This is a genomic window from Paenibacillus sp. FSL H3-0310 (assembly GCF_038002785.1).
Lineage (GTDB): Bacteria > Bacillota > Bacilli > Paenibacillales > Paenibacillaceae > Paenibacillus_AQ > Paenibacillus_AQ odorifer.
On the sequence record NZ_JBBODC010000001.1, the window covers coordinates 3,967,151 to 3,980,094 of the forward strand.

13 protein-coding genes are annotated in these 12,944 nt (G+C 48.5%); all 13 read right to left on the bottom strand.

Translation table 11 applies throughout. The features are described from left to right. Nucleotides 1–21 precede the first annotated feature (21 nt). Nucleotides 22–861, bottom strand: a complete 840-nt coding sequence (locus tag MHH63_RS18005; protein WP_341171870.1) for an amidohydrolase family protein — start codon at nt 859–861, stop codon at nt 22–24. 12 nt (nt 862–873) lie between these two features. Next, nucleotides 874–1,779, bottom strand: coding sequence for a fumarylacetoacetate hydrolase family protein (locus MHH63_RS18010; RefSeq protein WP_341171871.1), 906 nt, complete (start codon nt 1,777–1,779; stop codon nt 874–876). Nucleotides 1,780–1,799: 20 nt separating this feature from the next. Continuing rightward, nucleotides 1,800–2,570: an SDR family NAD(P)-dependent oxidoreductase gene (locus MHH63_RS18015; RefSeq protein WP_341171872.1), complete on the bottom strand. Its 771-nt coding sequence runs from the start codon at nt 2,568–2,570 to the stop codon at nt 1,800–1,802. Between the two features lie 16 nt (nt 2,571–2,586). Beyond that, on the bottom strand, nt 2,587–3,489 hold the full coding sequence (locus MHH63_RS18020; protein WP_341172008.1) for an SMP-30/gluconolactonase/LRE family protein: 903 nt from the start codon (nt 3,487–3,489) through the stop codon (nt 2,587–2,589). Nucleotides 3,490–3,491: 2 nt separating this feature from the next. Next, nucleotides 3,492–4,253, bottom strand: coding sequence for an SDR family NAD(P)-dependent oxidoreductase (locus MHH63_RS18025; protein ID WP_340395379.1), 762 nt, complete (start codon nt 4,251–4,253; stop codon nt 3,492–3,494). Nucleotides 4,254–4,276: 23 nt separating this feature from the next. Then, a complete protein-coding gene (locus tag MHH63_RS18030) occupies nt 4,277–4,933 on the bottom strand; it encodes an RraA family protein (RefSeq protein ID WP_341171873.1) in 657 nt (218 codons plus the stop codon). Between the two features lie 43 nt (nt 4,934–4,976). After that, the gene (locus tag MHH63_RS18035) at nt 4,977–5,981 is read right to left on the bottom strand and encodes a Gfo/Idh/MocA family protein (RefSeq protein WP_341171874.1); all 1,005 of its coding nucleotides are present in this window, start codon (nt 5,979–5,981) and stop codon (nt 4,977–4,979) included. After that, nucleotides 5,981–6,979 carry a Gfo/Idh/MocA family protein gene (locus MHH63_RS18040; protein WP_341171875.1) on the bottom strand — a complete coding sequence of 333 codons (999 nt, stop codon included), beginning with the start codon at nt 6,977–6,979 and terminating at the stop codon, nt 5,981–5,983. Before MHH63_RS18040 ends, MHH63_RS18035 begins: the two co-directional genes overlap by 1 nt. Before the next feature lie 32 nt (nt 6,980–7,011). Next, on the bottom strand, nt 7,012–7,917 hold the full coding sequence (locus tag MHH63_RS18045; protein ID WP_340395376.1) for a Gfo/Idh/MocA family protein: 906 nt from the start codon (nt 7,915–7,917) through the stop codon (nt 7,012–7,014). A 1-nt stretch (nt 7,918) separates the two neighbouring features. Beyond that, the gene (locus MHH63_RS18050; protein WP_340395375.1) at nt 7,919–8,989 is read right to left on the bottom strand and encodes a glycosyltransferase family 4 protein; all 1,071 of its coding nucleotides are present in this window, start codon (nt 8,987–8,989) and stop codon (nt 7,919–7,921) included. Nucleotides 8,990–9,027: 38 nt separating this feature from the next. Beyond that, nucleotides 9,028–10,893 (bottom strand): WD40 repeat domain-containing protein, encoded by a 1,866-nt coding sequence (locus MHH63_RS18055; protein ID WP_341171876.1) that lies wholly within the window; start codon nt 10,891–10,893, stop codon nt 9,028–9,030. Then, the gene (locus MHH63_RS18060; RefSeq protein ID WP_076301258.1) at nt 10,890–11,957 is read right to left on the bottom strand and encodes a zinc-dependent alcohol dehydrogenase; all 1,068 of its coding nucleotides are present in this window, start codon (nt 11,955–11,957) and stop codon (nt 10,890–10,892) included. The genes MHH63_RS18055 and MHH63_RS18060 overlap by 4 nt, the downstream gene beginning before the upstream one ends. Before the next feature lie 64 nt (nt 11,958–12,021). Further along, on the bottom strand, nt 12,022–12,900 hold the full coding sequence (locus MHH63_RS18065; protein WP_076301259.1) for a carbohydrate ABC transporter permease: 879 nt from the start codon (nt 12,898–12,900) through the stop codon (nt 12,022–12,024). Between the last annotated feature and the right edge of the window lie 44 nt (nt 12,901–12,944).

Sequence of the window (12,944 nt, forward strand, 5' to 3'; positions counted from 1 at the left end):
TTTAGCAACCACAGTTGTTGACTAAACCAGCCCGAGAATTTCCGGTGTAGCGCGATGAATAATGCCTTCAATGAATTCCTGCGGAATTTGCGGCAGCTTTGTTCCCTCCGCCAGATCATTAATATGGTAAAGCGCTTCTAGCATTTTCTGTGTCCCAAAAAACGGATAATCTGACCCAAACAATAGTTTGTCTTGAACCCCATATTCCATAGCAGATACGAGCGCATTGTAGAATTGCCAAGGTCTGCTACCTAACGCAGATACATCCATGTACATGTTGGGATGCTTACGTACCAGCGAAATACATTCGTCAACCCACGGATGGCCCATATGCGCCACAATCATCTTCAGCTTTGGAAAAGCACGGGCAATGGGATCCAGCATCGCCGGTCTGGAGGCATCCAGATATCCTTCTGGCACAAATGAGGTGCCTTGGTGCCAAAGTATAGGCACATTCAGCTGTTCAGCTTTGGCATAGAGAGCAAAATATTTGGGGTCATCAGGGTAAAAGTTCTGATAAATAGGGGCAAGCTTCAGCCCTTTTAACCCCATTTCCCGGATCGCAGTCTCAAATTCAGCAACACAATCCAGATGGTTAGGATCTACGCTGGCAAAACCAAATAGCCGGTTTGGATCAGTGCGGCAGTAGTCAGCGACATAAGCATTTGGCACGACAAGTCCCGTTGCATGCGCAGCCATAGCAAGTACAATAGCACCGGAGAAACCTTCCAAATTACGGCGGTGCTGCTCAGGGGTTGCTTCGATATTCATATCCGGCCCCCAAGCTCGTTTGATCGCTTCATCCGTAGGTCCTGAAACCATGCCCGGCCCAAACAAATGGGTATGACAATCGAAGATCATCCCTGTTTCCTCCTATTCGCTGACCATCGTATTAGTAAGGGCGCCAAGCTTCTCAATCTGCACCGTCACCACATCACCAGTCTTCAGGTAAACCTGATTCTCTGGAGGGTAGCCCATCACGACTCCTTCCGGTGTTCCGGTCAGAATAATGTCACCCGGAGAAAGTGTCATGCACTGAGAAATATAACTAACAATCTGCTTGCAGTTAAAAATCATATCCGAAGTGTTCGAGCTCTGACGCAGTTCCCCATTCACCGTGCACTGAATATCGAGCTGATTGGGATCACCCACCTCATCCGCAGATACAAGATAGGGTCCAATCGGTGAAAATTTGTCACAGGACTTTCCAGCTAACCATTGACTCGTCCGCAGCTGCAAATCACGCGCTGACAGATCATTAGCAGAACAGTATCCAAATACATAATCTAAGGCAGCTTCCTCGGCAACATACTTCGTAGTCCGTCCAATTACGATGCCTAACTCTGCTTCATAATCCACTTTGTGAGCGGTCCTCGGCAACGGAACCTCCGAGCCATGTCCGGTTAATGTATTGTTAAATTTATTGAACAAGATCGGATATTCCGGAATTGCCATTCCTGTCTCTTCTGCATGCCTGCGGTAATTCAGGCCGATACAGATGATTTTGCCAGGATCGGTAACACAGGGACCGAAGGTCAAGTCTTCCACCTGCTTCAGCCAGGCTGGGTTTTCTTCTTCCATAGGCAGCTCATTCACAAAATTCCTCAGTTGATTCAGCGCCTCCATGCCGCCGTCAAGCAGTTGCTTAACTGTTACAGGAACCGGAGCCTCCAGCCGTGTGGATAAGGCAGTCTGTGCAGCCTCAATATCCACCACTCCACGGTCGGTTAGCACACCCATATGATTATCCTCTTTTTGCAAAAATGTAATTAGCTTCATATAAAAAACACCCCTTTACTTTATGCATTTTTGCCGAAGACAAGGCCGCCATCCACATAAAACGGCGAACCCATCACAAACTCCGACTCGTCCGAAGCTAGAAATAATGCAGCTCGCGCCACATCCTTGGGCTTACCCAGCTCACCACTAAGCTGTCTCCGCTTGATTGCCGCAACCGAAGCCTCTGGATCCGGTGACTCCTTTAAATATTCTTCTACGAACGGAGTCATAATGGTACCGGGCAGCAGAGCATTTACACGAATGCCGTATGGCGCATAATCGACTTGCATGGTCTTGGTTAAGGACAAGACTGCCCCCTTAGAAGCACTATAGGAAGCTCGCTGTGCCACACCAATCTCGGCAATACTTGAGGACATATTAATGATCGAACCCGTCTTACTGTTCATCATATAAGGTAAAACTGCCTTGCAGGTTAAGAACACGCCTGTTACATTCACCCGCATAACCCGCTCCCATACTTCCTCGGCAACCTCGTGTACAGGCCCCACGCCACTGATCCCTGCATTATTAAAGAGCACATCGATTCGCCCAAAAGCATTAACGACCTGATCAGCCATTACCCTTGTACTGGCAGCATCGGTAACATCACAAGGGATGAACAACGCCTTCCCACCCGCCGCCTCTATTTCAGCGACTGCGGCTTTTCCTGAATCCACCTGAACATCCGCAATAACTACCGTCGCTCCTTCTGAAGCAAATAATACGGCTGTGCTTTTCCCAATCCCTGAGCCTGCTCCGGTTATAATGACGATCTTATCTTTGAGTCGCATTGAGCTTCCTCCTCTATTACTCCTTAGCCCGATAGTTGCTAGGCAGCAAACCACTTACACCAGGCTTAGCCATAAATAATCCGCCTGCATGCGGATATCGACGCAGCTCTTCTTCGTTCATCCCTGTCTTCGCAGTCGTAATGTAAAGTTCTGTTAGATCACTGCCGCCAAAGGTGCAGGAGGTAACCAAAGGCGCCGGAACTCGGATCCGTCCAATCTGCTCACCCGTATCCGGGTTCCAACGGGAGACACAACCGCCGCCCCAATGAGCAACCCAAAGCATTCCTTCGCCATCTATCGTCATTCCGTCTGGACTTCCTTCCGTGGCAGGAATCCGAAACGCTATTTTACGATTGTCTATATTTCCAGAATCTTCATCGTAATCAAATACATCCACCTGTCCCGTAGGCGTATCAATGTAATACATTCTGCTTCGTGCATAATCCCAAGCCAGCCCATTCGAAATCCCGATGCCAGATAACACTTGGCGACAGGTACCACCAGGCTCAAGGACATATAATCCTCCAGCTTTTGGCTCATTATCCATGCTCATCGTTCCCAGCCACAGCCGGCCATGTCGGTCACATTTGGCATCATTCGTTCTATTGCGCGGAAGATCAGCTTCTATCGAAGTCAGCAGAACCGGGGATCCGTCAGTTTGAGCGAGATAGACTCCATCCTCCATTGCCAGAAGAAGTTCACCCTCAGCGGTTGGAATAACCGCGCTAATCATAAGATCAAAAGAGCGCACTTCTTCACTTTTTGTAATCTGGTCGTATATTCTAAGCTTCCTGCCCATAATATCCACCCAGTACAACTGATTGGATTCAGCGTCCCAATGTGGTCCTTCCCCTAGCTCAGCCTGAGCATCAATTCTGCCTGAATTTCTGTAATTTTCAAAACCTTCACTCCTTCTTATTTTTACAGTTCACTGCCATTAGCCAGATGTCCACCATCCACCCGAATCGTCTCTCCAGTAACATAAGAAGCTTCGTCAGATGCTAGAAATAGAAATACATTAGCGGCTTCCTGAATGGTTGCCGCCCGCCGCATGGGCGTATGCTCCGAATACGCCGGGAGCTTCGAAACCTCCCTTAATTTACGGTCAAGTGGAGTATCCACGAATCCCGGTGCAACTGCGTTTACCCGGATACCATAAGGTGCCAGCTCCACGGCCATAGATTCAGTGAGCAAAATAACGGCAGCTTTGGAAGCATTGTAATGCGCAAGCTCGGAGCTTGCCGCCAGACCATTTTTGGAGCTCATATTAATAATGACCCCACCGCCACCTTGGGAAATCATTTGTCTTGCTGCTAGCTGGCCAATGAAGAAAACCGCCTTTACATTAATATCAAAAACCGCGTTCCAGTGCTCAGCAGAAATATCGAGAAAATGTTCGCGGAAGGCGATGCCCGCATTGTTCACTACAATATCTATCCCTCCGAATCTTGCAAAAGCGCGGGAAACGGCTTGCTCTAACTGTGACACGTCACGCAGATCACATATTTCCATGTCGGCTTTTTCACCATACACCTTCAAGGTTTCCAGCGCAGTGAGGAGCTCCGCCTCATTTCGATCTAACAGCACCACTTGAGCGCCTTCTTCCAGAAATCGGTGAGCGATCCCCAGTCCAATCCCTCTTGCTGCACCTGTGACCAGTGCTTTTTTGCCAGCCAGCCTCATGTTCATCACTCCTCTGGCTCAGCTTAGAGCACCCCGTATTTATCGTAGACCTGCCGCAACGTATATCCTTTCAGCAATTCATCCCGAGTGTGATTCTCCCGAGTCACTTTATCCATTGCCAGCTGAAATACTTCATCGATGATAGCTCCCGGGATTACAACGATCCCGTCACGATCACCAAAGATAACATCTCCGGGATGAACCATCACACCCCCGCACAGCACCGGAATATCATAATCGATGACAATTCCACGTCCCTGAGAATCAACGGGTTTAGTCCCGGTAGCGAAAACAGGAAAGCCGAGCTCTAGAATTTTGGCAGTATCGCGGATTAATCCATCCACAATCGCTCCGCGGCCGCCTCTCATTTTGGAAGCGGTGGACAGCAGCTCTCCCCACAGTCCATTCTGCCGTGATTCATTTGTGCAGCCGATGACAATTTCTCCGGGTTTGACGCTGTCCACTGCCTCAATCTCCTTAGTGTACGGATTATCCGGCAGGTGATGAATATCCACAGACAGAATGGTTTTTGCTCGTCCGGCGATGATCCAGGTCGGATCTATCGGATTGATATTTTCACGCATCACCTGATTTCGATAACCCAATTGATCCAATGTATCAGAGATTACCGCAGAATAGAGCGTTTCGCACATGCTGTCGAACAATTCTTGATCCTTCATAAGCGGTCCCACCCTCCTCAAGATTGTGTGTACACAACTTACCTCATTTACTTAACCGTACCGGGTGACCAGCATGCACAGACTGATATGCGGTAAGCGCGACCTCCGTGGATCGGAGTCCGTCTACTCCTGAAACTGGCACCTCCGTCTCTTCCAAAAGCGCCTGGACAAAAGCCTTTAGCATCAGCTCGTTCATATCGTCACCCCAGAAGGACCAATTTCCTTTGCCAGATGCTCTTCCATATACATTATTTTTCTGATTAAATGCATCAATAGAAATAACACCTTTAGTGCCAATGATTTCAAGCGTCACATCCCCCCATGTCGGGAAGCCTGGATTACGTGACCAGCTCGGATCCAGCACTCCGAATACACCATTCTCAAAAGTGACATGAACCATGCCAGAATCATCAATTGTCCGCTTGTGTTCTGGATCAAACAGCGTATCCGCATAGGCATAAACCTGATCAACCGGAGAATTAGCGAACCAGTTCATCAGATCCATCACATGCACAGTATGATCCAGAACAGCGCCACCTCCTGAGAGAGCTTCGTCAGCGAACCATTTGGGTCCCGGAAAGGAACCCCGGTTCGTTCCCTTGAACGCGATAATTTCTCCAATATCCCCACGATCTAGCGCTTCCTTAGCCCGCACAACCGGAGTCAAGAAACGACAAGGAAAGGCTGTCATTAATTGGACTTTTTCCTCGGCGCAGACCGATATCATTTGCTGCATTTCTTCCACTGAAAGACCTAACGGCTTCTCGCACAGCACATGTTTGCCTGCCCGGGCTGAATCTATTGTTAGCTTGGCGTGAAACACATTTTCCGAGCAAATAATTACGGCATCAATCTTCGGATCAGCCAGAAGCTCCTTATAATTGGCATAATAGGGAATGGAATGTTTCTCCGCTAAGGCCCGCGTTCGCGCAGGCACCTCATCGGCAATTCCACCGACTATCACTTCTGAGAAACGCAGCAGATTCTCCAAATAATCAAAAGCATGAGCATGCGCGAAACTAATCATCCCAATATTCAGCCGGCTCATTAAATCCCCTCCATTCCATCAAGCCTCACTGGCTGACCTGTTGCTCCCGATTTCTGAGCAGCTGCTGCCCAGCGCACAGCCTCCAGTGCATCCTGCGCAGTAACTATAGGCTCTTCCCCACTTCTCAAACAGGCGAGAAAATGCTCCAGTTCCTCAAAATATGGGTCCTTAAGCAGCACGCTCGAAGGGGTCTCCACAGCTCCCGAAGCGGAGCTGCTTGCCACCGATCTGCGAATATGCAAGCTTTCGCCATCATTAGCTCCCCCTGAGATAATTCCCTCTGCATCGGCATACTCAAAGGAAGAATGAAACGATCCGGGGTAACCCCAAAATGCCTCAAGCTGAGCAAGGGTACCCTTCTTAAAGCGAAAGGTAGCTGAGGCGTAATTTATGGTTTCCGACTGATGCTGGAAGGCATACACCTCCAGCGCTTCTCCGAAGGCTCCACGGATGTAATCAATATCATGAATCATTAAATCCATAATGACGCCGCCACTAAGCTGTGGATCCCGAAACCACGCTTTCACGTTACCGGGATGCGAACCCGCACGTTTAGCATGATATATCCCGCCTTGAGCGCTGCCGAGCTGCTTTATTCCCTCTGCGAGCTGTCTGTAGGACCGGAAAAAGCGGACAACATGGCCTACAAATAATCTCACGCCACGCTCCTCACAATAACGGATAGCTTCCTCCGCTTCCTGCGAAGTTAATGCGAGTGGTTTCTCACAGATCACATGTACGCCATGATCAGCCGCTAGCCGAACCAGTGGAACATGCATGAAGGTAGGCACAGCAATACTCACCACTTCCGGTTTCACTTGTTCAAGCATTTCCACGGCGGATATATAATAGCGAACTCCCACTAAATTCCCGAGTACCTCCGCAGCCTTCTCATCGATATCACATACGGCGACAAGCTCTGCTTCGGGCATAGACTTGTAACGATCTGCATGGATACTCCCCATGCCCCCGCATCCGATTACTGCTGTCCTGATCACTTCTCTTCACTCCTTTCAGGCTGTACTTTCCTTTATAAAAGAACGGTAGCTCCACTTACCCTGCTTTCGTTAGCCGCTTCAAGGAAGCGTATCAGCTCCAGCGTTAGAGAAGGTTGTATCGGCGGTTTTCCCCCTCGTGCCATAGCTATAAAGCGCTTCAGCAGTTGCTGATGCCCTGCGTTATAATGCACTCCAAGCGCATTTACTCCACCACTGCCACGTTGACGGTGCAGTACGGTATAGAAATCAGATCCACCCGTACGGTTACCTCGAACCGTCCCAATCCGCCCGTCTTTCCACTGTCCGACCACCCATTCCTGCCTATCGTGACGGATCGCCCGTACCGATAGGCAGCCTTCCCCCAGTGCTGCATAGAGCATCTCGACAGTGTGTATGCCGTACCAGAACAACCCCGGCTGTGTCGGCTGCAGTTCGAGCGGCCCACTGCAATCTGCACCTAGAATAGCGCCTGCGGTATTATCCTTCAAAAGTGCTGTTAGTGGTTTCCCAAATCGAACCATGGAGCTGGAGAAAAATGGGGTTCCATATTTCTCCGCCAATCGCACCATTGCTTTTGCTTCTTCAGAGGTAACAGCAAACGGCTTATCCACGAATATTGGCTTTCCGTAAGGAGCCAGTATTGCAAACTGTTCCTTGTGCACTCTCCCATCTACAGAGGTCAACAAGATAGCATCAGAGTTTTCTGCAACCTCCACGATAGAATGGAGCAGTTCAACACCATAACTCATCTGTAACTCACTGCTAATCATTTTCACACGTGAATAACTCAACTCAAAATCTGGAGATCCACCTGGATAACCGCACTGCAGTCTACCGCCCGGAACATGCAAAGGGTGTGATTTATCATTCAGCAGCGCAGCAAAGATTCTGCTATGTGAGGTGTCCATTCCTACCATACCAATCTGCAGTTCTTTCATATCAACACTTGTTCGAAATTAAACGTTCTTCTTTACAACGCTCTAGGAGTTCCATATATTCTCTTCCCACTTGTTCGATGCTGTAAGTAGTTCTTGCTTTCTGTTCTCCCAATGACTTCAAATCTTCCCTCAAGGTATTCCGCTCCAACAATGTAATTAATCTGTCCACACATTCTGCTTCATTACCTGACTCATACAAGGAAACGTTCAGCGGTCCATCCAATAATTCCGGAAGCGCTCCGACACTCGGAACCACCACCGGACACCTACAAGCCATCGCCTCCAGTACGGTCATTCCAAAGGATTCATTGATTGTGGTACTCACATATATTCCACCACTCTGTGCAACAGAGGAATAGTAGCTATGCATCTCATCGTAATCTACTTTAGAAATCCACTTAAAATGTTTGATCCCTTGCTGCTCCACCTTAACCATAAGCTGATTTTTGATCTCATCGGGAGCAGTGTATCCCCCAACAAGCATAAATTGCAGCTCTGGCATCCTGGCATTCAGCTTACCCGCTATGTTCAAATAGGACGACCAGTTCTTATGATCATCCAGTTTGCCAACCCACAAAATAGTGGCAGGCCTCTGCTCCGTATCCGCTTCATACTGGAACAAATCGGTATCCAGGCAATTATTAATATGAAAAGCACCCACTATGCCAATGCTGTGCAAATAACCCTTCATATAAGCGGATGGAGTGATCACATAGTGAAAGGGCAAGCTATCTTTAGAATGAGCCAACTTCTGCAAGGGTTCAGAATAGGTGGTATGCACTTCATGAATAATAACCTTGCCTTCTTCAACAGGCCCAAGTGCTTCGTAAAGTTCATAAGTATCGATAGAAATAATGACGTCGAAATTATAGGCTGCAATATAACTCTTAATTTCTTCTACAGTCCCGAGAATACGGACATGCTCATATCCTTCAAAAGCGCTCGCCCCGCCATAATCCTCCAGAAAGGCAAAGTGCACTTCCGAGTGATGCCGCAAAAACTTAAGTCGATTGGCAAGTTGAGTCGTTACTCCGCCCAGAACACAGAACTTATAAAAATATAGAATTTTCAAACTCTCTCCACCCTTCTCCAAGGATAGTGCTGCCTCTTCTATTGCATGCGATACAATACCGTTGTTCTTGCAAAATACAGGTCACCCTTACGATCCATCGTCAGCAATCTTGCCTCATCATCCAGTACTTCAAGCTCTTCCCGCTTCACATCAAACTTGAACAATCGATTCATCAACACGCCATATAACATGCCATCCTTGTATAGCAGTTCATTGCCACTACGCCAAAAATGAGTCACAACAGTCCAATCCATCGAAAATAAAGAGTAGGTCTGCACAGTACACTTCAGCTGTGGATCGAACCGAAACAGAAGTCCCGCCGTCAAGCCCCACAGATTACCTTCATCATCTAGTACCAAAGCAGATATTGCCCGTTCCCCTTGCACTGGAACCCCTTCCCATACCTTGCAACGATTCTGCAAATCCCAGATCAACAAAGATGCATCCTCTCGCTGCGGCGAAATTCCAAGCCCACCCCATACGGACCCTCCAGCGAACAGCAGCTGATCCCGGCTAGTTAAGGACACTATACTCTGCAGCGGCAAAAGATTTCTGAACACTTCTCGCGCACCGCTCGCAGGATGATAGAAAGTGAGTGCACCTCCATGACGACCGTAGGCAGGAACCGTTCCGATTGCCAATTGATCGCCCGCCCAAGTCCACGCAAAAGGACGATCCTGCTCTTCTTCCTGAAGGGAGAACAATAGCTCTGGATTGTCTCCTGGCTTCCATTCTCGACTCAGATCATATTTGTAAATATTTGCCCTAGGGTATACTCCTAAATAAAGACAGTCGTCCCCAGCAAGCATGCCTTCTGTCTGCCCAATCCCCCGATAAGAGATTAACTCAGCACTAGACGTATCAAATCTGGCTAACCCGCCTGCAAAATAACCTCCAATATATAACGCATCGTCAGGGCCGCGGGTCATGGATTGCAGATGAACCGGCTGACCCTGTAGCCCGAAATCCATAACCCTATGTTGATCAGTATCCGGGTCGTAGATCCAGCAGCTTCCATCCCTATACACACCGATTAAACATCGGCCCTTGGAATTTAGCGGATGATTATGGAGCCAACCATAATCTCCCGCAGGCTCCGACATAGCTAACGAGGTAACAAATAAACTCCCTGTCTGAAGATCAAATCGCTGTAAATAGTCATCTTTAATAAAGTACACATTTCCTTGCTCATCCGGGGGTGAAACACTTAGTCCACTTACACACTCCAGAACGTCGCCCCACTCCTGCTGTTCCAGATCATAAATGTACAATCGTGCAGACGGTGTGACTCGGGCAAACAACTTGCCATGAATGATATTTAAGTCATAGACCAGCTGTTCACCACAGCATTCATCAGGCAGCCCAATTTCTGAGCGGCTCCCCGTCTCTGTATCCAGCACAACAATATGTGGGGACTGGGTACCCACACCCACATAGAGCTTACCGTTCCACACCTCCATCGAGCGAGCAAATTGCTCCCCGCTCACCATAACACCGTAATCCCTGAAGATTCCTGTTACTGGATCATACTGAAATACTTTGCCACCAGGATAACAACCTCCATAGATCCTGCCTTGCTCATCTGCCGCCAGCCGCCAGGTATAGAATTCGCCGGGAATCATCTCCCCAAGATTCTCCACACCCCTATCATGGGTGTATCTGTACAAGATGCCACTTCCCCCGATGTATACCCCGCTTGCCGTTGACACTACGCCCCAGCAATGATCGGATCCTTCAAGCGCATATCGTCCAGTGGTCTTCTCACCGCTGGGGTCCAGGACAAATAAAATACAGGGGCTTCCAGAAGAAACCGCGTAAACCCACTCTGTTCCTTGCCATGAACCGTAAGCTGAAGCCCATACCGCCAAACCATGAAGTGGCTCACCGATCCGAAATGCCTTCATCGGCTCCCGCCTTTTTCCGTCAGTTGTTGTTCCTTGCCAACTATTTCTGGTATAGAAACTGCCGCAGGATAAGCTAACACCGCTCCCAGCAAATCCACTGGATCCTCGGCATAACGCCGAAAGGCCTCTTCGCATCGCTCAACCGGGAACACTGCACTAATCAATGGTTTCACCTGAATGTCCCCTTCGGAGATTAACCGAATATATTCTGCCATATTACGACCTTCTGTCCATCGAACGTAGCCGTAAGGGTAGTCCACCCCCTGTTGCTCATAAACAGGATCATATCTTCCAGGGCCGCCAGCCCTAGAAATTAGAACTTGAGCTTCCTTGCCGAACATCAGCTCACGCGAGAAATCCGGTTTAATATCGCCAACTAGCAATACCTTGCCGCGATCCCGTACCCACTTCAGCGCTTGATCGATCAGTTCTCCAGTCTTTCCACCCGCGCATACGATGACTGCATCAGCACCCATATCCGCTGTCAGGTTAACGAGATGCTCTTCCACCTGCGCGGGGCTAGTTGCGATATGCCTAATTCCTAGGCTCTCAGCCACCTCGCAGCGTTCCGCAAGCAGATCATAAACGATCACCCGGCATCCTGCGGCTCTGGCAATCTGCGCAATCAACTGCCCAAGAATTCCGGCACCGATCAACACAAGCGTCTCCCCAAACTGCAAGAGAACCTGCCTTAATGCATGTATTGCAATAGCTCCAAGCCCTACAGTCGATGCCTCCTCTGAACTGATATGATCAGGAATAGGCACCATCAGATGCTGAGGCATCAGCAGCCATTCCGCATGTTTTGCATAGGGTCCACCGTAGCAAGCTACCCGAAGTCCTTCGGGCCAATGTTCCATTCCTTTTCCCCGCGTTCGAATTACACCTGCCGCACTGTATCCAAGAACAATCTGATGGGTTCGCTGCAGGCCATTCATCATCATTTCCGTTCCGGGGCTAATTGCCGAATATTCAGTCTCCACCAGTACAAATCCATCTTCTATAACAGGTGTCCGAACATCCGTCATACGAATCTGTCCTTCTTGAGATACTACCGCCTTCATACATTTTCTCCTCCCGGCTGCTTTAGAAACGATACTGTCACAAGCAGCATCTTCTCTCTGGCTGTTACTCTTTCAGAGCACCGATCATGACACCTTTAACGAAATACTTTTGCAGAAATGGATAGATCATCAGAATCGGAACGGTAGCAATGATAATCGTAGCGAATTTAATAGATTCACTGATACGAAATACCTCATCCTGAGTGACGCCTGCAAGCATATTTTGAGCAGAGGATTGAATCAGAATCTCTCTCAAAATCAGCTGAAGCGGGAATAAATTTCTATCCTGTAAATAAATCATGGCTGAGAACCAGCTGTTCCAGTGGCCAACCGCATAAAAGAGAGTCATCACAGCCAGAACCGGCATTGAGAGCGGAAGCACGATCCGCAGCAGGATTCTGAAATCATGGGCACCGTCTATTTTGGCAGACTCGATCAGGCTATCTGGGATAGACTGAAAAAAGGTCCGCATCACGATCAAATTGAAGGCACTAACCGCACCCGGCAACAGGAGTGCCCATCTCGTGTCATACAGCCCAAGCTCTCGAACATTCAGATACGCCGGAATTAGTCCACCACTGAAAAACATCGTAAACACAATGAACGCCATAATAATATTTCTGCCTTCCAGATTTTTTCTGGACAGCGGATAAGCACCAAGTGTCGTTAATACCAGATTAATCAGTGTTCCAACAAGTACATAAAAGAAAGTATTGCCGTAAGCTGTCCAGACCCGCTCATCCTCAAATACCAGCTTGTAAGCATCCAGATTGAAACCAATCGGAAGGAAACTTACCTTCCCCGCAGCAATAGCATGCGCGTCACTGAATGAAGAGACTAGCACGTACCACATCGGGTACAAAAACAGAAATGAACACAAGATCAGAAACAGCATATTGCAGCTGTCAAATATGATTTCACCAAGACTGCGTTTCACAACCATTGTCTACCCTCCTAAAGCTATACTGCGTTAATCCAGCTTCAGCA

Bases quoted from the DNA above. Each gene is read 5' to 3' on its own strand.
- MHH63_RS18060 (WP_076301258.1), bottom strand. From the start codon at position 11,957: ATGAAGGCGGTAGTATCTCAAGAAGGACAGATTCGTATGACGGATGTT.
- MHH63_RS18010 (WP_341171871.1), bottom strand. From the start codon at position 1,779: ATGAAGCTAATTACATTTTTGCAAAAAGAGGATAATCATATGGGTGTG.
- MHH63_RS18015 (WP_341171872.1), bottom strand. From the start codon at position 2,570: ATGCGACTCAAAGATAAGATCGTCATTATAACCGGAGCAGGCTCAGGG.
- MHH63_RS18065 (WP_076301259.1), bottom strand. From the start codon at position 12,900: ATGGTTGTGAAACGCAGTCTTGGTGAAATCATATTTGACAGCTGCAAT.
- MHH63_RS18035 (WP_341171874.1), bottom strand. From the start codon at position 5,981: ATGAGCCGGCTGAATATTGGGATGATTAGTTTCGCGCATGCTCATGCT.
- MHH63_RS18045 (WP_340395376.1), bottom strand. From the start codon at position 7,917: ATGAAAGAACTGCAGATTGGTATGGTAGGAATGGACACCTCACATAGC.
- MHH63_RS18025 (WP_340395379.1), bottom strand. From the start codon at position 4,253: ATGAGGCTGGCTGGCAAAAAAGCACTGGTCACAGGTGCAGCAAGAGGG.
- MHH63_RS18005 (WP_341171870.1), bottom strand. From the start codon at position 861: ATGATCTTCGATTGTCATACCCATTTGTTTGGGCCGGGCATGGTTTCA.
- MHH63_RS18030 (WP_341171873.1), bottom strand. From the start codon at position 4,933: ATGAAGGATCAAGAATTGTTCGACAGCATGTGCGAAACGCTCTATTCT.
- MHH63_RS18055 (WP_341171876.1), bottom strand. From the start codon at position 10,893: ATGAAGGCATTTCGGATCGGTGAGCCACTTCATGGTTTGGCGGTATGG.